At 69.5% G+C, this 19,061-nt stretch carries 15 protein-coding genes; 3 read left to right on the top strand and 12 right to left on the bottom strand.

The features are described from left to right. Positions 1–45: 45 nt before the first annotated feature. Genes AC5YGJ_RS16505 through AC5YGJ_RS16480 form a run of 6 tightly spaced genes read right to left on the bottom strand, consistent with a single transcriptional unit; the run spans position 46 to position 4,142 of the window. Complete coding sequence (locus tag AC5YGJ_RS16505) at positions 46–1,059, bottom strand: MlaA family lipoprotein (protein WP_249842397.1); 1,014 nt, start codon at positions 1,057–1,059, stop codon at positions 46–48. A gap of 1 nt (position 1,060) precedes the next feature. Continuing rightward, the gene (locus AC5YGJ_RS16500; protein ID WP_309337952.1) at positions 1,061–1,372 is read right to left on the bottom strand and encodes an STAS domain-containing protein; all 312 of its coding nucleotides are present in this window, start codon (positions 1,370–1,372) and stop codon (positions 1,061–1,063) included. Next, entirely contained in the window at positions 1,362–2,024 is a 663-nt protein-coding gene (locus AC5YGJ_RS16495) for an MlaC/ttg2D family ABC transporter substrate-binding protein (RefSeq protein ID WP_249842399.1), read from the bottom strand. The genes AC5YGJ_RS16500 and AC5YGJ_RS16495 overlap by 11 nt, the downstream gene beginning before the upstream one ends. Further along, positions 2,021–2,545, bottom strand: coding sequence for an outer membrane lipid asymmetry maintenance protein MlaD (mlaD, locus tag AC5YGJ_RS16490; protein WP_057495957.1), 525 nt, complete (start codon positions 2,543–2,545; stop codon positions 2,021–2,023). Before mlaD ends, AC5YGJ_RS16495 begins: the two co-directional genes overlap by 4 nt. Positions 2,546–2,604: 59 nt before the next feature. Further along, positions 2,605–3,354 carry an MlaE family lipid ABC transporter permease subunit gene (locus AC5YGJ_RS16485; RefSeq protein ID WP_496187161.1) on the bottom strand — a complete coding sequence of 250 codons (750 nt, stop codon included), beginning with the start codon at positions 3,352–3,354 and terminating at the stop codon, positions 2,605–2,607. After that, positions 3,354–4,142: an ABC transporter ATP-binding protein gene (locus AC5YGJ_RS16480; RefSeq protein ID WP_496187160.1), complete on the bottom strand. Its 789-nt coding sequence runs from the start codon at positions 4,140–4,142 to the stop codon at positions 3,354–3,356. Before AC5YGJ_RS16480 ends, AC5YGJ_RS16485 begins: the two co-directional genes overlap by 1 nt. Before the next feature lie 193 nt (positions 4,143–4,335). Between AC5YGJ_RS16480 and recC the strand changes: the two genes are divergently transcribed. From recC to recD, 3 genes are read left to right on the top strand one after another with little or no spacing between them, the layout of a single operon-like run. Then, on the top strand, positions 4,336–7,680 hold the full coding sequence (gene recC / locus AC5YGJ_RS16475) for an exodeoxyribonuclease V subunit gamma (protein ID WP_496187159.1): 3,345 nt from the start codon (positions 4,336–4,338) through the stop codon (positions 7,678–7,680). Next, positions 7,677–11,357: an exodeoxyribonuclease V subunit beta gene (gene recB, locus AC5YGJ_RS16470; RefSeq protein ID WP_496187158.1), complete on the top strand. Its 3,681-nt coding sequence runs from the start codon at positions 7,677–7,679 to the stop codon at positions 11,355–11,357. The genes recC and recB overlap by 4 nt, the downstream gene beginning before the upstream one ends. Then, positions 11,354–13,234 carry an exodeoxyribonuclease V subunit alpha gene (gene recD, locus AC5YGJ_RS16465; RefSeq protein WP_496187157.1) on the top strand — a complete coding sequence of 627 codons (1,881 nt, stop codon included), beginning with the start codon at positions 11,354–11,356 and terminating at the stop codon, positions 13,232–13,234. The genes recB and recD overlap by 4 nt, the downstream gene beginning before the upstream one ends. A 43-nt stretch (positions 13,235–13,277) precedes the next feature. On the opposite strand, the gene AC5YGJ_RS16460 is transcribed toward recD, so the two are convergent. From AC5YGJ_RS16460 to AC5YGJ_RS16435, 6 genes are all read right to left on the bottom strand, one after another. After that, positions 13,278–13,676: a hypothetical protein gene (locus tag AC5YGJ_RS16460; protein WP_496187156.1), complete on the bottom strand. Its 399-nt coding sequence runs from the start codon at positions 13,674–13,676 to the stop codon at positions 13,278–13,280. A gap of 92 nt (positions 13,677–13,768) precedes the next feature. Then, positions 13,769–15,808, bottom strand: coding sequence for an FUSC family protein (locus tag AC5YGJ_RS16455; protein WP_496187155.1), 2,040 nt, complete (start codon positions 15,806–15,808; stop codon positions 13,769–13,771). A gap of 3 nt (positions 15,809–15,811) precedes the next feature. After that, entirely contained in the window at positions 15,812–17,281 is a 1,470-nt protein-coding gene (locus tag AC5YGJ_RS16450) for an efflux transporter outer membrane subunit (protein WP_496187154.1), read from the bottom strand. After that, positions 17,278–18,195: an efflux RND transporter periplasmic adaptor subunit gene (locus AC5YGJ_RS16445; protein WP_496187153.1), complete on the bottom strand. Its 918-nt coding sequence runs from the start codon at positions 18,193–18,195 to the stop codon at positions 17,278–17,280. The genes AC5YGJ_RS16450 and AC5YGJ_RS16445 overlap by 4 nt, the downstream gene beginning before the upstream one ends. Beyond that, on the bottom strand, positions 18,192–18,401 hold the full coding sequence (locus AC5YGJ_RS16440; RefSeq protein ID WP_150454998.1) for a DUF1656 domain-containing protein: 210 nt from the start codon (positions 18,399–18,401) through the stop codon (positions 18,192–18,194). Before AC5YGJ_RS16440 ends, AC5YGJ_RS16445 begins: the two co-directional genes overlap by 4 nt. Before the next feature lie 108 nt (positions 18,402–18,509). Then, on the bottom strand, positions 18,510–18,965 hold the full coding sequence (locus AC5YGJ_RS16435; RefSeq protein WP_008265191.1) for a MarR family winged helix-turn-helix transcriptional regulator: 456 nt from the start codon (positions 18,963–18,965) through the stop codon (positions 18,510–18,512). Positions 18,966–19,061 lie beyond the last annotated feature (96 nt).

Here is a 19,061-nt window from a genome sequence, read left to right as displayed (position 1 = left end):
AAAAACCCCGCCGAGGCGGGGTTTTTCATGCACCGATCAGCGACCTCAGTGAGTCCACTGCGGCATCGGCATCGCGTCGACCGGAATCGGCGAGTTGGCATCGTCGTGGCCACGGTCGCGCTTGCTGCGCAGATCGTTCTCGATCTGGTAGTTGCGGCGCTGCATCCACGCATCGCGGACCAGCGAGTACTCGTCCACGGCAGTGTCGCGCAGATCGTCGATCGCCAGCAGCTGTGCGCGCGTATCGACCAGCTGCAGGCCCTGCAGGCCGATGCGCAGCTTGTCTTCTTCGATGCGGCGGATCGGCGACAACGGGATGTCACCGGCCAGGCCGAACACATCGCGCACGGTCCGCGGGCCGAAGAACGGCAGTTCCACGTAGCGCGAACGACGCCAGCCCCAGGCGCCCAGGGTCTGGCCGAAGTCTTCGTTGCGACGCGGCACCATCGCCTTGCTGGCCGGATCGAACAGGCCACCGATGCCCAGCGTGCTGTTCATCAGGAAGCGGCCGAGGCTGTCCCACGCATCGGCGCCACGGCCCTGCAGCAGCTGGTTGGTGATGGTCACCGGTGCGCGCAGGTTGCTGAAGAAGTTGCTCACGCCGGTACGTGCGAAGCGTGGCACCACGTGGGTATAGGCCGTGGCCAGCGGACGGGCGATGCCACGGTCAACCGCGTTGTTGAACCTGTGCACCTTGCGGTTGAACGGTTCCCACGGGTCGTAGGCGGCCGCGCTGCCGGTGTTGTTGGTGCCACCGTACAGGGCATCGAAATCGTCATCACCGCCTGGTGCGGTGGCTGCTGCGGTCCTGGCCGCATCGGTATCGGCACCGGCAACGGGGGGCGCCGGCGAGGCCGCAGCGGCGGCCGGCGGAGCGGCCACCGGCGTCACCGGTGCCGCCTCGGCCATGCTGGTATCGGCAGTGGCCGGGGCCTCGGCGGCCGAGCTGGCCGGAACGACGGTGCTGGCGGCCGGTGCATCGCTGCGTGCGGGCTTGCCGGCACAGGCGGTCAGCGCGGTGGCCAGGACGATCAGGGGAAAAGCGCGTACGACGTTCATGTCAGCTCGCAGCAGAAGTTGCAGTGAAATCCAGGTCGGGCGACAGCCGGTAGGCCGCGCTCAGCTCGTTGAAGCCTGCCGGTACGCCGGAAATCGCCAGCGGGTGACCAGCCTTGCGTGCGCGCGCCGAAAGCTCGGCGAGCAGGGCCAGGCCGGCGCTGTCCACGCGCTCGACCTCGCCCAGGTCCAGCCGTGCCAGCTTCGCCGGCAGCGCCTGCAGCTGCGGCCACAGCGCGATCACCGCGGCACGGTCAAGCAGACCGCGCAGGCGCAGGGTGTCGCCCTCCAGCAGCGCCAGTGCGTTACTTGCCATTGCCCGTGGGCCCGGCCTGCATGCTGCCGCTGCGCAGGTCGCTGGCCACCTGCTTGATGCCCTTCTGGCGCAGCGGGGTGTCGAACTGGTTGCGGAAGGTCTGCACGTAGGAAATGCCTTCGATGTTGACGTCGAAGATCTTCCACTGGCCATTCACGTTGCGCATCCAGTATTCGACCGGGGTCGGCTCGTTGCCGGCGCGCACCAGCTCGGTGCTCACGCGCACGCCGCGGTTGCCCGGCAGCGGGCTCTCACCCTTCAGGCGGAAGCTGGGCTTGCCCTGGATGTTGAGCAGGGTCGAGCCGTAGCGCTGCATCAGGCTGTCGGCCATCGCATCGGCAAACAGCTTGATGTCCGCGTCCGAGGCGCCGCGGGCGTGCGGGCCCAGCACCAGGCGCGCGGCATAGTCGCGGTCGAAGGTGCGGGTCAGTTCGCTGTCGATGTAGCTGCGCAGGCTGGCCGGGTTGCTGGTGAACTCGCTCTTGCGCTGCTGCAGGGTGGCCAGGATGCGGCTGCTGGCATCGATCACCACCTTGCCGGCCTGGCCCTGGGTCGCGGCTGCGGCGGGGGCGGCGGCCTGGGCCTGGGCCAGGAACGGGGTGGCTACCAGCAGCGCCGAGGCGAGCAGGGCCGGGATCAGTTTCATCTTCATGGTTGCGGTTCCGTTGCAGGCGCCTGCGCGCCATCGTTGGGCTTCTGAGCAGCGCCGCCACCGGCGCCGCCACTGAACATGTACTTGCCGACCAGCTGGATCAGGTCCACCGCCGGCTGGGTGAAGACGATCTCGTCGCCGGCCTTGAGCACCTCCGGATCACCGCCCGGCTGCAGACCGATATAGCTCTCGCCGAGCAAACCACTGGTGAAGATGCCGGCCGAGGTGTCCGCCGGCAGGTCCTTGACCTTGCTGTCCATGCGCAGGGTCACGATGGATTCGAACTTCACCGGGTCCAGGTCGATCGCCGCGACCTGGCCGACGGTGACGCCGCCGATCTTGACCGGCGCCTGCTTGCGCAGCTGGCCGACCTGGGAAAAGCGTGCCTTCAGCTCATAGCCGTCGCTGCCCCAGCTCCAGCGCTGGTTGGTCGAGGCCACGGCCAGCACCATCAGCGAGGCCAGGGCCAGCAGCAGGAAAGCGCCGACGGAGAATTCGAGTCTGGGACCGCGGATGGCCATGTGGATTACCTGATCGAGTCGTGGTGGCCGCGCGCGCCTGCGCACCGCCGGTGGAGGGGTTAGGTGAACAACATTGCCGACAGCACGAAGTTGAACATCAGCACCAGCAGCGAGGCGTTGACCACCGCCCGGGTGGTCGCCACCGAGGTGCCCTCGATGGTCGGCTCGGCGTGGAAACCAACGTAGGCGGCAACCAGCGCGGCGGTGCCGCCGAAGATTGCCGACTTCAGCATCGCCACGCCGAAGTCATCCCAGAAGTCCACGCTGTTGCGCAGCGCCGACCAGAACACGCCATTGTCCAGGCCCAGCACGTGCACCGCTTCGAAGTAGCTGGCACTGATCGCCAGCGAACAGAAGACGCCGGTCAGCAGTGGCACGGTCAGCACCGCCGCCCAGAAGCGCGGCGCCACGGCCTTGGCCACCGGGTCGATGGCCATCAGCTCCAGCGCCTTGATCTGGTCGGTGGCGCGCATCAGGCCCAGTTCGGCGGCGATCGAGCTGCCGGCGCGGCCGATGAACAACAGCGCGGTCAGCACCGGGGCCAGCTCGCGGTACAGCGACAGGCCAAGCAGGGTCGACAGCGCGTCTGCCGCACCGAAGGTGGTCAGCGTGCGATAGCCCTGCAGGGTCAGGACCAGGCCGACGAAGGCGCCACCGACGGCGATGATCGGCAGCGAGCGCGCGCCGATCTTGTAGATCTCGCGGGTCAGTTCGGCCATGAAATCACGGGTCGGCAGCGAACCGCGCAGCACGGTCAGCGAGAACAGGCCGGCGCGGCCCAGCGAACGGGTGGCTTGAACGAACGGCATCAGGCAACCCTCGCACGCGGCGCGGCATCGAACGGGATGGGGCCATCGGGCTGGCCATGCAGGAACTGCCGCAGCAGCGGGTCCTGGCTGGACTGCAGCGCTTCGGGCGTACCCTGGAAGACGATGCCGCCATTGGCGATCGCAATCACCTGGTCGCAGATCGGCAGGGTCTCGTGCACGTGGTGGGTGACGATGATGCTGGTCAGGCCCAGGCTGTGGTTGAGGCGCTGGATCAGGCTCATGATCACCCCGGAGGCGATCGGGTCCAGCCCGGTCAGGGGCTCGTCATAGATCATCAGCGGCGGGTCCAGCGCCAGCGCACGGGCCAGCGCCACGCGGCGCGCCATGCCGCCGGACAGCTCACGCGGCCAGGCATCGGCGGCGGCCAGCAGTCCCACCGCATGCAGCTTCATCTCCACCAGCCGGCGCAGCACGGCCCTGGGCAGGCGCGTATGCGTGCGCAGCGGCAGCTCGACGTTCTCGGCCACGGTAAGGTCGGTCAGCAGGCCGTTGCCCTGCAGCAGCACGCCCACGCTTTTGCGCATCTCCAGCAGTGCACCGCTGTCGTGCGGGATGGGCTTGCCGAACAGCGTGACCTCGCCGGCGATCGGGCGCAGCTCGCCGGTCAGTGCCGCCAGCAGGGTCGACTTGCCGCTGCCGGACGGACCGAGCACGGCGGTGATGCTGCCCGTGCGCACCTGCAGCGAGACGTCGCGCAGGATCGTGCGCCCGCTCCGTTCGATGCGGACGTTGGACAACTGCACCAGACTGGAGGCGGAAGCCGACATGGGCACCATTAACGTTTTTTAGACATCGAAGGATCGGGTCAGTCGGCTGAACAAAAGCAGACTGGACGGTCCAGTATTGTTGCACGACAAGGGCTCGCCCGGCCCGGGACAATCGGCGGGGGCGCCGGAACAATCCGTACCGGTGACGGCATCGGCCATTGAATACAGCCTGCGGTGCTGCACACTGTGCACGATGAGTGACCCGGGCAGCGACTTCCGCCTCTACCATTCCAACTCCCTGGACGTGCTGGCCGCGCTGCTGGCGCGCAACGTGCGTGCGCCGGTTCCGGGCCAGCCGCTGCTCGCCCCGGAAGTGGTGCTGATCCCGCAGGTGGCGATGCGGCGCTGGCTGCAGGCGACGCTGGCCGCCGAGTATGGCGTGGCCGCCAATCTTGAGTTCCTCACGCCCGGTGAGTTCGTGGCGCGTGCACTCAACGCCAATGTGCCGGGCGAACACGACGATCTGGATGCCGCCGGCCTGCACTGGAAGCTGTACCAGGCGCTGCGTGATCCGTCCCTGTTGGCGCAACCGCCGATGCGCGCGCTGCAGAGCTACCTTGCCGGCGACGATGCACTCAAGCCCTGGGCGCTGGCCGGGGAGCTGGCCTCGGCATTCGAGAAGTACCAGGCCTGGCGCCGCGACTGGCTGCTGCGCTGGGAGGCCGGCGCCGATCCGGCCGATCCGCAGGCGATCCTCTGGCGCACCATCGCCGAAGGGCGCGACTACCGCGCGCGCCGCATCCAGGCCTACCTGGACCGCTTTGAAGGGCCCGAACAACCCCTGCCGCAGGGCCTGCCGCTGCGCATGTCCGCGTTCGCAACGCTCAACATCTCCCCCGACGTGCTGCGGGTGATGGCGACCCAGGCGCGGGTGGGCGAACTCCATTTCTATATGCCCACTCCGGTGCAGTCGTACTGGGGCGACCTGCAGACGCTGGCCGAGCGCCTGCGCAGCGGCGCGCCCGACCCCTTCGGCGAGGCCGCCGGCGAGAACCGCCTGCTGGAAGCCTGGGGCGCGGCCGGGCGCGACTTCATGGCGGTACTGGGCAGCTACGAGGTGGTGCACCCGGCCGGCGAGATCGCCGCCTATTCCGATCCGGAAGAGGACACCCGGCCGAGCCTGGACGACGGCGGCCTGTCCGACAGCCTGCTGCACCGGCTGCAGCGCGACCTTTTCCACCGCCGCGCGCTGCCCTCGGGCGCACTGCGCGACGGGCTGCGCAGCGACGACCCCAGCCTGCAGGTACACGCCTGCCACACCCGCCTGCGCGAGCTGCAGGTACTGCATGACCAGCTGCGCAGCCTGCTGCAGGACCCTCGCTTCGACCCGCCGCTGCAGGCGCGTGAGATCGCGGTGCTGGCGCCGGATATCGACCCGTACGTGCCCTACCTGGAAGCGGTGTTCGGTGGTCGCGCCGGCGAGGACGAGCACATTCCCTATGCGCTGGCCGACAGCAGCCCGCTGGCCGGCGAGCCGCTGGCCGATGTGTTCGTGCACCTGCTGGGCCTGCCGGTCTCGCGCTTCGGCCTGAACGAGGTGCTGGACCTGCTGGCCAGCGCGCCATTGGCCGAAGCGGCCGGGCTGGAAGCGGCGGACTTCGATCGCCTGCACGGCTGGCTGCAGCAGGCCGGCGCACGCTGGGGCCTGGATGCCAGGCACCGCCACCAGCACCAGGCGCCGGCCGACGATGCCTACACCTGGCAGTTCGCACTGGACCGCTTGCTGCTGGGCCATGCCACCGGCAGCGAGGCCGACCTGGCCGGGGTGGCACCGTGGATCGAGCTGGAAGGCGGCGCGCTGGAGGCGCTGGACCGGCTGCTGCGGCTGCTGCGCGTGCTGGCGATCTATCAGCGTCGCCTCGGCGAGCTGCTGACCCCGGCGCAATGGCGGCAGCGGCTGCTGTCGCTGCTCGAGGCGCTGCTGCCGGTCGCGCCCAGCTCGCCCAACAGTCAGCGTGCGCTGGAGCGCCTGCGCAAGCTGCTCAACCAGTTTGCCGAAGACGCTGCCAAGGCCGGCTTCGACGAGGGCGTGCCACCGGAGGTGGTGCGTGCACACTTTGCCGGTGCACTGGGCGAGGCCGATACGCGTGCGCCGCTGTTGACCGGTGGCATCAGCTTTGGTCGCATGGTGCCGATGCGCCTGCTGCCGTTCCGGGTGATCTGCGTACTGGGGCTCAACGACGGCGATTTCCCGCGCCGCGATCCGGCCGCCGGCCTCAACCAGCTCACCGCCGAGCTGGATACACCGCGCCGCCGTCCGGGCGACCGCTCCACCCGCGAGGATGACCGCTTCCTGTTCCTGCAGCTGTTCGCCGCCGCGCAGGAGGTGTTCTATCTCAGCTACCTGGGCGCCGATCCGCGCGATGGCAGCGTGCGCGAACCGTCGGTGCTGGTCAGCGAACTGATCGATGCCGCTGCCGCCTATCACCTCGATCCGGCGGCGGCGGTGGGTGGTTTCACCGTGCGCCATGCGCTGCAGCCGTTCTCGCCAGCGGCGTTCGGCGATGGCGATCCGCGCCGTTTCAGCTATCGCCGCCAATGGCATCCGGCGGCGGGCCGGTTGAGCGGCCAGCGCGGTGGCCTGCCGCCGTGGTTCGATGCGCCGCTGCCGCCACCGCCGGAGGACGCGGTGGAAGACGAGGTTGCGCTCGATAGCCTGCGCCGTTTCCTGTGCGACCCGGCCGGGCAGTTCCTGGCGCAGTCGCTCGGCCTGCGCCTGGCCGATGAGGTTGAAGAGGTGGACGACGTGGAGCCGCTGGTGCTGTCTTCGCGCGGCCCGGAAAAGCGCAGCGTGCAGGCGGCGGTGGTGCGGGCCACGCTCAATGGTGACACCGAGCCGTTGTATCCGCGGCTGCGCGCGCGCGGCCTGCTGCCCTCCGGTGCGTTGGGCGAGCGCCAGTTCGAGGTGGAGCAGTTGAAGACCCGCCCGTATGCCAGCGCCCTGCTGGGCTGGATGCAGGGCCAAGCGCTGGAAAGCCGCCGCTATGAGGTGAACATCGATGGCGTGCGCCTGCACGGCCGGATCGCCGACCGCCATCCCGAAGGCCTGGTGCGCCTGCGCGCAGGCACCCTCAACGGCAATGCGGTGATCCGCCAGGGCCTGGACTGGCTGCTGGCCAATGCCGCCGGTGATGCCTTGCCACTGGTGCAGTTCCACGACGGTGGCGATGCCGGGCCGGGCCCGCATGTGCAGCCGGCGTTGAGCGTGTCGGCAGCACGCGCGGCGTTGCGTGCGTTGCTGCAACTGCGCCAGCGCGGCCTGCGAGAACCGCTGCGCTTTGCGCCCTATACCGGCTGGGTGCTGTACAGCACCGCGGGCGAGAAGCAACGCAGCGAAGGCTGGAAGCAGTGGCATGGCAGCGATCGCAGCTGGGGTGAATCCAGCAGCGACGCCTGGCAGCTGCTGCTGCGCGGTGCCGATCCGTTCGCCACCGACGCCAGCTATGCCGATCTGCTGCGCAACAGCCTGGTGGTCTTCAGTGCGGTACGCGAAGGCCGCACTCTTGGTACGGATGCACGCCAGGAGGGCAGCGAATGAACAACGTCAACGTGGACGACCGCATCGACCGCTCCGGCGGTGATCCCTACCTGGCGCTGCCGCTGCATGGCATCCGCCTGATCGAGGCCAGCGCCGGTACCGGCAAGACCTTCACCCTGGCCACGCTGTTCACCCGCCTGGTGGTGGAGCAGGGCCTGCGCATCGGCCAGATCCTGGCGGTGACCTTCACCGATGCCGCCACCCAGGAACTGCGCAAGCGCATCCGCGAGCGCCTGGCGCTGGCGGCGCGGCTGGTCGATCTGGAGCCGGCCGAGGGCGAAGCGCCGGACGTGCGCCTCACCCGCGAGGTGCTGCAGCGTCATCTGCAGGGGGGCAGCGAAAGCGCGCCGGCATTGAAGCGTCGCCTGCAGGTGGCCGCCGATGAGATCGACCTCGCTTCGATCTTCACCATCCACGGATTCTGCAACCGCGTGCTGCGCGAGCATGCGCTGGAGAGCAGCCATACCTTCGACCCGCCGGAACTGCTGGCCAGCGACCGCGAGCTGCTGGAGGAACTGGCGGCCGACCTGTGGCGTGTGCATGCCAATGACCCGGTCACGCTGGAGCCGCTGACCTGGCTGTGGTCCACCCCGGACGCACTGGCCGCCGATCTGCGCGCGCTGCTGGCGGCGCCGCCCCTGCACCCGTTGCCGCAGCCGGTGGCGCTGGCCGATCCACATGTGGCCCTGCAGGACGCGGCGGAAGCGCTGTCTGCACGCGTGCGCGAACACGGCGAGCGGTTCTTCATCGACCTCTGCGATGCGGTCGACAACAAGTGGATCAACGGCGTGTCCTACAAGCTGGGCTGGCTGCATCCGCTGGGCCGGCAGCTGCTGGCCTGGGCCGAGCGCGCCGACCCGCGCGAGCTGCTGACCAGCGAACGCCTGCCGGCGCTGCTGCCGGAGGCGCTGGCGGCCAAGACCAACAAGAAGTTCGCCGAGCGCACGCCGTCGTCGCCGCTGCAGGCCGAGCTGGCCCGCTACGTCGCGCTGCTGGCCGAGCGTGACACCTGGCTGCGCGCCACCGCGCTGAATTTCCTGCACATGCTGCGCGACGAAGCCACGCAACGCCTGCAGGCACTGAAGCGCACGCGCCGGGTACAGACCTACGATGACCTGATCGATGGCGTGGCGTTGGCCCTGGAAGGCCCGCAGCGGCTGGCACTGGTCCGGCAGCTGCGCGCGCAGTACCGCATCGCGCTGGTCGATGAGTTCCAGGACACCGACGACCGCCAGTGGGGCATCTTCCACACCGTGTTCGGCGATTCGCCGGAGGTGCGCGAGCTGGGCCTGGCGCCGGCGCTGTTCCTGATCGGTGACCCGAAGCAGGCCATCTATGGCTTCCGCGGCGGTGATATCCACACCTACCTGAAGGCCAAGCAGGCGGCGCAGCAGGCGCCGGTGCTGGACCAGAACTTCCGTTCGCGCCCGGCCGTGCTGCGCGCGCTGCAGGCGCTGTATGACAACGGCGGCGAGGACGCCTTCCTCGAACCGGACATCCAGTTCGAACCGGTGCGCCCTGGCGGGGTGCGCGGCGATGATGATTACCTGCGCGACGGCCTCTGCGCCCCCGGTTTGACCCTGCGTGTGCTGCGCAGCGGCGGCGACAAGGCAATGAGCGCCGACGCCTCGCGCGAGGCGGCCACCCGGGCCTGCGTCGCCGCCATCCACCAGACCCTGGTCGACGCGCGCGCCGGCAGGGCCGTGCTGCGAGGGCGACCGGTGCAGCCGGGTAACATCGCCGTGCTGGTGCGTTCGCACCGCGAGGCCACCCTGGTGCAGCGCGCGCTGGCCGCGGCCGGCATTCCGGCAGTGGCGGCCGGCAAGCAGAGCCTGTTCGCCACCCCCGAAGCGCGTGATCTGCGCGCGCTGCTGCTGGCACTGCTGCAACCGGCTGACGAAGGCCGCCTGCGCGCAGCGCTGGCCACCGTGCTGCTGGGCCAACGCGCCAGTGCGATCACCGCGATGGAGCGTGAAGGCGATCTGCAACGCGAATTCCAGGCGCAGCTGCTGCAGTGGCGCGAGCGCTGGCAGCGCGGCGGACCGTTCGCGGTGATCGCCGATGTGTGTGCCGAACAGGGCGAACGCCTGCTGGCGCTGATCGACGGCGAACGTCGCCTGACCAACTACCTGCAGCTGGGCGAACTGCTGCAGGAGGCCTCGGCGCAGGCGCTGGGCATGCACGGCCTGCTGGATTGGCTGCAGGGCCAGATGGCCAGCGCCGACCAGGATGACGAGCAGCAGCTGTTGCGCCTGGAGTCGGACGCGCGCCGCGTGCAGATCATCACCCTGCACAAGAGCAAGGGCCTGGAATACCCGCTGGTGTTCCTGCCGTTCGTCGGCATCGACGGCGGCGCCCCCAACACGGCGGCGCACTGCACGATACATGTGGATGGCCAGCGCCAGCTGCACTGGAAACTGGACAGGGACGAGGCCTGGGAGGCCGCCGCCGCGCAGCGCGAACGCGAGCAACGCGCCGAGGATGCGCGCCTGCTGTATGTCGGCCTGACCCGTGCCGAGCACGCGCTGTGGATCGCCGTGGGCGACCTGGCCGGGCTGGGAAAGACGCGCCTGGCACCCCTGCTGGGCGACCTGCAGGTGCTGCGTGGGCAGGCCGATGTAAGTGTCGATGACAGCGAAGTGCCCGCCGCCCTGCCGCCGCTGGCCGCCGAGGTGGAAGGTGACCTTCCGGCCGTGCGCGCGCTGAGCCGGCGCGTGCCGCACGACTGGTGGGTGTACAGCTTCACCCAGCTGGCGCACGCCGATGCTGGCGCCGGCGACGATATCGAAGCGGCCGCCACCGAACTGCCAGCACCGGCGGCCGACGAACCGGCCGGCCCGGAACTGCCGCTGGAACCGGCCCTGCCGGAACCCGCCGCGGTCGCCGAAGACAGCACACCGCTCGACCCGCGTTTCATGGGCAGCCGCTTCGGCAACGTGCTGCATGAGGCGATGGAGAACGTCGACTTCGCCGCCTGGGCGGATTGGCAACCGGGCCTGGACGCGCCCGAAGGGCAGATCGAGGTGCTGCGCAGGGCGCTGCACGACGAAGGCTATGCCGACACCGATCTGGATGATGGTGTGGCGGTGCTGGTGCCGCTGGTGGGCCACACGCTGACCGTGCCGCTGCCCGAGGGCGGCGCGCTGCACAGCCTCGGCGAAGGCGAGCGCCGCGCCGAAATCGATTTCCATTTCGCCATCGAGGCCACCAGCGTGCCGGCGCTGCTGCAGGTGCTGCACGCGCATGGTGTCTCCAGCGCACGGCGTGGCTTCGGCCAGCGCCGCCGCCTGGAAGGACTGATGACCGGCATGATCGACCTGACCTACGTGCGCGACGGGCGCTGGTACGTGCTCGACTACAAGTCCAACCGCCTGCCCGGCTACAGCCCGGACCTGCTGGCCATCGCCATGCGCCACAGCGAATACGACCTGCAGGCGCTGATCTACACCGTGGCCCTGCATCGCTGGCTGCGCTTCCGGCTCGGCGCGGCCTACGACTACGAGCGTGACATGGGCGGCATCCGCTACCTGTTCTGCCGCGGCCTGGATGGCACGGGCAACGGCGTGCATGTGGACCGCTTCCCGCTGGCACTGGTGGATGCGCTGGATGCGCTGTTCGCCGGTGGCGAGCAGGCCCAGGCCGAACTGGCCGCGCGTGCGCGGGGAGCCAGCGCATGAGCCTGCTGAAGGAACTGCACCAGAAGGGCCTGCTGCGCACCCTCGACCACGCACTGGCGACCAGCCTGCAACGGCTGCGCGAGGACACGCCCGAGAGCGTGGCCTTGGCTGCGGCACTGGCCTCGCTGGCGGTGTCGCAGGGCCACGCCGGCTTCCATCCGGCGCAGCCGCAGCGCTTGCTGGAAGGCGTACCCGAGTGGCCTGCTGCGCACGACTGGCTGGCACAGCTGCGTGCGTCGCCGTGGGTGGCGACACCCGAGCAGGCCGACGCCATCGCCGAGGACGTACCGCTGGTGCTGGAGAACGGCCTGCTGTACCTGCGCCGCTACCGCGAGTACGAACGCCAGCTGGCCTCCGGCCTGCAGCGCATCGGCCGCCATCCGCTGCCGGCACCGGACATGAGCGCACTGGCACCGCTGTTCGCGCGCCTGTTCCCGCAGGCAGCGGGCCATGAGGATCACCAGGCGCGCGCCGCCGGCGTGACCCTGCGTCATCCGCTGGCGCTGGTGACTGGCGGTCCCGGCACCGGCAAGACCACCACCATCGCGCGCCTGTTGCTGTTGCTGGCGGCACAGGCCCGGCAGGCGGGCCAACCGCTGCCCGAGGTGGCCTTGGCCGCACCCACCGGGCGCGCCGCCGAACGCATGGCCGAGAGTCTGCGCGTAGCCGTGCAACGTCTGCAGGAACAAGGACTGGACCCGGCGCTGTGCGCGGCATTGCCCAGTACCGGCACCACCCTGCATCGCCTGCTCGGGGTGATTCCCGATTCACCACGCTTCCGGCACCACGCCGACAATTCGCTGCCGGTGGATGTGGTGGTGGTCGACGAAGCCTCGATGATCGATCTGCCGATGATGACCAAGCTGGTCGACGCGATCGCCAGCGGCACCCGCCTGATTCTCCTTGGCGACCCCGACCAGCTGCCGTCGGTCGAGGCTGGTGATGTGCTCAGCGCGATCCTGCGCGCCAGCGGCGATGGCTTCGGCACCCGCGCCGACGACGCGCAGGCGCTGCATGGCCTGCTGGCGCCGGCCACGCTGCAACCCCAGGCCGCACCACGCCCCTTCGCCGGTCGCCGCGTGCAGCTGCAACGCGGCTACCGGCAGAGCGATGCGCTGGACCTGGCGCCGCTGGCGCACGCCGTGCGCGAAGGCGACAGCAGCACCGCCTTGCAGCTGCTGCGTGGTGGGTCGCTGGCGGGCGTGCACTTCCACGAAGGTGAGGCCGATCCATTGCGCGGCCAGCGTGAGCATCTGCTCGGCCATTGGCGCGCGCTGGCCGAGGCGGCCGATCCGGAGATTGCGCTGCAGCAGGCCGGGCGCCTGCGTGTGCTGACCGCATTGCGCGAAGGCCCGCAGGGCGCACGCGGCCTCAACAGCCGTATCGAACAGCTGCTGGCCGGCAATACCCCGGGCTACTTCCAGGGCCGCCTGCTGCTGGTCACCGAGAACAGCTATCGGCACCGCCTGTTCAACGGCGATATCGGCATCTGCCTGCGCGATGGCCGCGGCGCGATGGTGGCCTGGTTCCCCGGCGAGACCGTAGAGCAGCCGCGCGCCTTCCACCCGGCCGCGTTGCCCGCGCACGAAAGCGCGTTCGCGATGACCGTGCACAAGGCGCAAGGCTCGGAGTTCGACGAAGTGTGGCTGCAGCTGCCACGCCAGGAAAGCCGCGTGCTGTCGCGCGAGCTGGTCTACACCGGCCTGACCCGCGCCCGCCAGGTGCTGCATGTGGCCGGCAGCGCCGACGTGTTGCAGGCTGCGTTGAAGCGCCACGCCAGCCGCCTCGGTGGTCTGGCCTGGCGGCTGGGTGCCGACGATGTGGCCGAAGCACCGGCACCCATCGAGCAACCCACGGTGCAGGGCCAGTTGTTCTGAACCGGGGTCAGATCCCTCCCTTCGGGAGGGATCTGACCGGGCGTCATTCCGCGATCAGGACCAACCCATCGGGGAAGACGATGGCTGCTTCATCGGCACTGACATCGAAGAAGCCCACGACGTGCTTCTCGGCCAGGTCCTGCACGCGGCCATGCGCGCGCTCGGCCACCGAGTACGCGAATGCGGCGTAGATCACCTGGCCGCCGATGCTGTACTCGGTTACCTCGGCGCGTTCGTCATCGTCGTTGCTCAATGGCCCGTTCAACGGCGGGAATTCCTGCGCCATCTCGGCGAACCACGCCTGCAGCGCCGGGCTGCTGACTACCGGGTCGTCATACTCGTGGCGTTCGTTCCACTGCGTCTGCTTCTCGAACCAGGCGATGAAGGCCGCGGCCTCCCGTGGAGCGGCGCTGGCCTCGAACACCATCATGTCGTAACTCATTGGAGCTTCCTGTGCAGAGCGGGGGTCAGAGCCTTCGCCGGGACGAAGGATCCGACCCCGGAGCGGAGTCTGTGGACACGCAGGGTAGCGCGCTACGGCTGCGTTGCCATGTCCATTGCCAACCCCGGCGCCAGCGCCTTCGCCTCCGGGAACAGCGCAAAGCGCAGGCCGATCAGGCCCATCAGCGCCTCGTCGCGGGCCTTGCACGCGCCCACGCTGCCAACCCGGCCCAGCGAGGTATCCAGCCGCTCGCGCAGCGCCTCGGCCGCCACCATCGGTTTGCGCGCGGCAATCTGCCGCCGGTAGTGCGCGGCGATGTCCTCCAGGATGTGCTCGACCGCCTCGCGGCTGCGCTCGGGCAGCTCCAGACGGGCGCGGCGCAACTGCAGGATGTTCAGGCCGATGCGTGCCTCGTTGAGCATGTCCACCGAGGCGATGTCGCTGCCTTCCGGCGTCGCCGCCAGGCGCGGTGCGAGCAGGCCCAGCAGGTCGAGCATGCGTGCGGCGAAGCGCTGCCGGTCCTGCTGGCCACGGCCCTCGGCGGCCTCGGCCAGCGTGGTCCAGCCCTGCCGCACCAGCCGGCGCGCGGTCCATTCGGCACCCACCGAACGGAACAGACGGGTCATCACCACCGCAAAACCAATGCCGATGAACATCGCGATCGACGAATTGAGGAAGGTCTGGATGTTGGCGCTGTAGGTGTTCTGCAGGCTCAGCAGCGCGGCCAGGTTCACCGTCAACGGCAGTGCGAACAGCGCGCTCTTCGGGTGGTGCAGCATCAACCCCAGCGGCAGGAACACCACCGCCAGCACCAGCGCCAGCAGGCCGAAGTCGTGCACCGCCGGGAACACGCCGAACAGGTACACGCCGGCCACCACCGAGGCGACCATCGCCCACACCAGGAACGAGACCATGCTCGGTGCCGGGTCGTCCTGTGCGGCGAAGAACGCGGCGGTCACCGCGGCCATCATCGCGCCGTTGCCACCACCTTCCCAACCGAGTGCGATCCACAGCACGCAGTAGCTCATCAGCGCCACGCCGGCACTGAGCGCGGAGAACAGTGCCATGCCGTAGTCGACGTGCTTGTCGGCGGCCACACGTTCGGTGCGGATGCGGTAGTGCGCGCGATCCAGCGGTGCAGTGCCGTGGTCGATTGCGTGCTGCAGGGTGCGGCAGTCCTGCCACAGGTCCACCAGCTCCTCCAGGCGCAGCAGCAGGCTGGCCAGCTGCAGGTGCTGCAGGTCGCGGTCCACCTGCGGCTTCAACGCACTGATGCGCGCGCGCAGCCGCGCGTACTCGCTGGCGTTGGTCGCCCCATCCAGCCAGTCGTGGATGTCATCGATCAGCTCAGGCAGGCCCTCCGGCAGGGCCTGGCCATCGCTGCGCAGCGCACTCAGGCGGTCGGCGATCGAGGACAGCACCGGCAACAGCAGCAGCATGCGCTCGCGCAGCCGTTCCATCGACACCGCCGAACCGGCGTGGCGTGGGTCATCACGGCGCAGGAACTCGATCAGCGCCTCGAACTGCACCAGGTCGGCGGCCAGCCGGTTGCGCGGCGCATGTGCGCGGCCGCGTTCGAGGATCTGCCGGCACCACTGCGCGGCGTCCTCCATCCAGTTGCCGATGCGTGCACGCAGCATCGGTCGTACCGAGGCCGGGAACAGCAGCGAAGCGAACAGTACCGCCACCACCGTGCCGAGGATGATCTCCTCGCTGCGTGCCACCACCGTGTCGAAGATGGTTTCCGGCGAGGTCACCGCCGGGAAGCCGATGAAGGCGGTGGTGTAGCCGGCCAGCAGGAATGCGTAGCCGCGCGGGCCGCGGTTGAGCAGCGCCATGAACAGGCAGCCGGCCAGCCAGATCGACATCGCTGCGCTCAGCAGCAGCGGCGTTTCCACCAGCGCCGGCAGTACCAGCAGGGTGGCCAGCCCGGCCACCATGGTGCCGACGATGCGGTACACGCCCTTGGCGCGGGTTGGGCCCAGCAGCGGCTGGCTGACGATGTACACCGTGCCCATCGCCCAGTACGGGCGCGACAGGTTGCCGGCCATGGCGATGTACAGCGCGGCCACCGCGGCCAGATAGGTCTTGATCGAGAACAGCCAGGCCTGGCGGTCGGTCAGCGCGTTCATGGCTTACTTCGCCGGGGCCTGTGCGGTGGCCGGCGCCGACGGGGCGACCGTTGCCTGCCAGCCGCCGCCCAGCACCAGGAACAGATGGATCTGGTCGCGCGAGACCTGCGCTTCGGCAGCGGCCAGGGTGGCGTCGCTGGTGGCCAGGCTGCGGTCGGCATCCAGGCTGGACAGGTAGGGCGTGCGGCCGCCCTGGTACAGCCGGCGGTTCTGCTCGGCGGCCAACGCGGCCTGCTGCTGCGCAATGCGCAGCGACTGCAGGCGGCGCAGGTCCTGCGCATAACGGTCCAGCGCGGTCTGGGTCTCGCGCAGCGCCTGCAGCACGGTGTGGTCGAACTCGGCCAGCGCCGCATCGGCGCCGGCTTCGGCAGCGTGGATGCGCGCATGCGTACCCGACGACGGCAGTGTCCACGAGATCAGCGGGCCGATCGACCACTGCTGGGTCATCGGCGTGCCGAAGTCTTCCAGCAGGCCGGCGGCACCGAGCGAGGCCCCCAGGCGGATGTCCGGATACAGCTCGGCAGTGGCCACGCCAATGCGCGCGGTGGCCGAGGCAAGCTTGCGTTCGGCCTGGCGCACGTCCGGGCGGCGCTGCAGCAGGGCGCGGCCATCACCGACTGGCAGCGGCTGCGCGAGGCCGGGCGCGTGCGCGCAGTCGATCACGCCGGCCGGCAGCTGGCCCGGGGTCTGGCCCAGCAGCGCGGCCAGCGAATAGGCCGCCGCCGAACGCTGCGCGCGCAGCGGCGGCAGCGCGGCCTCCAGCAGCGCCACCTGCGCATTGGCGCGGGCCAGTTCCGGCGGCGTGCCGCGACCGGCTGCAATCAGGCGTTCGGTAACCGTGCGGCTGCGCTGCTGCAGCTGCAGCGAATGCTCGGCTACGTGCAGCTCGTGGTTGGCGTGGCAGATTTCCAGGTAGCTGTCGGCCACCTGGGCGACCACGCTGACCTGGGCCAGATCGCGTGCCGCCGCCACCGACTGCTCGTCGGCACGCGCCGCTTCGGCGCCGCGCTTGAGCTTGCCGAACAGGTCGAACTGGTAGCTGACCGCGAATTTGCCGTCGGCCAGGTTGATCACCGGCAGCTCGTGCTCCTGCAGGAACGACTCGGCCGACAGCTGTGCACGGCTGACGCCGGCCTCGGCCTCGTACTCGAAGCCACCGGCGTCCAGCGCCTGCTCGTACACGGCCGCGGCGCGGCGCAGGTGTGCATCGGCGGCCTTCAGTTCCACGTTGTCACGCAGCGCCTGGGTGATCAGCCCGTCCAGCACGGGGTCGTTGTACAGCGACCACCAGCGGTCGGGCAGCGCCTGGTTGGCCGCGACCTGCGGGTTCTGCGTATCGATGAAGGCGGCATTGGCTTCGGGGCGCTTGAATGCCGAGCCTTCCGGCAAGGCATAGTCGGGGCCGACGGTTCTGCATGCGGCCAGGCTGGCCAGCGCGACGATCAGGCCCAGGCGGGGCAGGGCGGCGTTCACAGGCCCGCCTGTGTCGGCGTGGTGCCGGCCTTGTCTGCGTGCTTGGCGCTGTTGGTTTCGACGGTCACGGTGGCGGTACGGCCGGCGATCAGCTCCACGCCCTTGGGCACTTCATCAATGGCAATGCGCACCGGGATGCGCTGCGCCAGCCGCACCCAGTCGAAGGCCGGGGTCACGTTCGGCAGCAGGGTGCTGCCGTTGCTGCGATAGCGGTCCTCGATGCCGGCGGCGATGCTTTCCACGTGGCCGCGCAGCGGCGTGGATTCACCCATCAGGCGGATGTCCACGCGCTGCCCCGGCGCCACGCCGCGAAGGCGGGTTTCCTCGAAGTAGCCATCGATGCGGAACGAACCGGTATCCAGCAGTGCCAGTACCGGCTTGCCGGCCACCACATAGTCGCCCACGCGCATCGTGCGGTCGCTGACCCGGCCATCGGCTGGCGCGCGCACTTCGGTGCGGCCGAGGTTGAGCTCGGCCAGATCGACCGCGGCCTGTGCGGTGGCCAGCGCCGCCTGTGCGGCCTGCAGCTTGGCGCGGCGCACTTCGGCGTCTTCGGCAGCCACCAGATCCTGCAGGCTGCGGTCGCGGCCGATCTCGCGGCGCAGCTGCGCCACCGAGGCCTGGCGCTCGGCCAGGCTGGCCCGCGCCTGCTCCAGCGCGATGCGGTAGCGGGCGCGGTCGACCACGAACAGCAGGTTGCCCTTCTTCACCGCCTGGTTGTCGGCCACGTCCACCGTTTCCACCAGCCCGGACACGTCCGGCGCCACCTGCACCACATCGGCGCCGACGTGGGCGTCGCGGGTCCATGGCTCATCCATGTAATAGACCCACAACTGGCGCAGCACCAGCAGGGCGACGATCACCGCTGCGCTGGTCAGCAGTACGGGAAGGGCTTTCTTCACGATCTTGTTCACGATTGCATCCAACGCACGAGGTGGAACAGCAGGCCAAGCACGATCCCGTACAGGGCCAGGTTGAACAGCGCCGGGTGCCATACGTGGCGGTAGGCGCCGGCACGCTGCAGCAGCGCGTGCAGGCCGCTGTTGACCAGGTAGGCCAGCAGCATCAACCCGAGCAGGGTCGGGACGAACACTCCGTGGAGACTGAATTCACCGGGCATCGGTAGGGGCGGGGACGAGGTGGGGGAGGGGAGGGACAACGAAACAACAGCAACAGGCAAAAGCCGCTGGCGTGTGCACGGCAGCGGCGGTGTTCGGGGGCAGTGCGCTTACGTGATGCGGTCGGCGGCCTCGGCCAGCAGGCGCCATGCCTTCAGCACGGCGTGCAGTTCATCCATGGACAGTTCGCCGAAGACGTCCTGGCGCAGGCCGATCAACTGGTCTTCCAGCTCGCTCACCAGCGCCTGGCCGGCGTCGGTCAGCCACAACAGGTTGGCGCGGCGGTCGCTGGCATCGCTCTCGCGGCGGACCAGGTCGCTGGCGCACAGCTTGTCCAGCAGGCGCACCAGGGAAGGCCCCTCCATGCCCAGCTGCTGGGCCAGCGCCACCTGGCGGATGCCACCGCCGGAGCGACCAATCATCAGCAGCGGCATGGTGCAGGCGGTGGAGATGCCGTAGCTGCCGAGCCGGCTGTCGGCCAGGCGTTGCCACTGCCGCCCTGCGTACAGCAGGCCGGAGCTGAGCTGCATCTGCAGCACGGTGCGCTCGTCGAGGGGTCGGTCCATAAGAGATAGATAGGATACTACTAATTTCATTCCTATCAATAGTTTTTGCTGAATGGGCTGGGTGTGTTGAGGAAGGCGTTGCGCCTGCCTGCTGTC

It is taken from the genome of Stenotrophomonas sp. CS3K5, from assembly GCF_059515225.1.
This window is presented reverse-complemented; position numbering and strand designations above follow the sequence as displayed.

Coding starts and splice junctions, on each gene's coding strand:
- AC5YGJ_RS16505 (WP_249842397.1), bottom strand. CDS start 1,059: ATGAACGTCGTACGCGCTTTTCCCCTGATCGTCCTGGCCACCGCGCTG.
- AC5YGJ_RS16500 (WP_309337952.1), bottom strand. CDS start 1,372: ATGGCAAGTAACGCACTGGCGCTGCTGGAGGGCGACACCCTGCGCCTG.
- AC5YGJ_RS16495 (WP_249842399.1), bottom strand. CDS start 2,024: ATGAAGATGAAACTGATCCCGGCCCTGCTCGCCTCGGCGCTGCTGGTA.
- mlaD (WP_057495957.1), bottom strand. CDS start 2,545: ATGGCCATCCGCGGTCCCAGACTCGAATTCTCCGTCGGCGCTTTCCTG.
- AC5YGJ_RS16485 (WP_496187161.1), bottom strand. CDS start 3,354: ATGCCGTTCGTTCAAGCCACCCGTTCGCTGGGCCGCGCCGGCCTGTTC.
- AC5YGJ_RS16480 (WP_496187160.1), bottom strand. CDS start 4,142: ATGTCGGCTTCCGCCTCCAGTCTGGTGCAGTTGTCCAACGTCCGCATC.
- recC (WP_496187159.1), top strand. CDS start 4,336: ATGAGTGACCCGGGCAGCGACTTCCGCCTCTACCATTCCAACTCCCTG.
- recB (WP_496187158.1), top strand. CDS start 7,677: ATGAACAACGTCAACGTGGACGACCGCATCGACCGCTCCGGCGGTGAT.
- recD (WP_496187157.1), top strand. CDS start 11,354: ATGAGCCTGCTGAAGGAACTGCACCAGAAGGGCCTGCTGCGCACCCTC.
- AC5YGJ_RS16460 (WP_496187156.1), bottom strand. CDS start 13,676: ATGAGTTACGACATGATGGTGTTCGAGGCCAGCGCCGCTCCACGGGAG.
- AC5YGJ_RS16455 (WP_496187155.1), bottom strand. CDS start 15,808: ATGAACGCGCTGACCGACCGCCAGGCCTGGCTGTTCTCGATCAAGACC.
- AC5YGJ_RS16440 (WP_150454998.1), bottom strand. CDS start 18,401: ATGCCCGGTGAATTCAGTCTCCACGGAGTGTTCGTCCCGACCCTGCTC.
- AC5YGJ_RS16435 (WP_008265191.1), bottom strand. CDS start 18,965: ATGGACCGACCCCTCGACGAGCGCACCGTGCTGCAGATGCAGCTCAGC.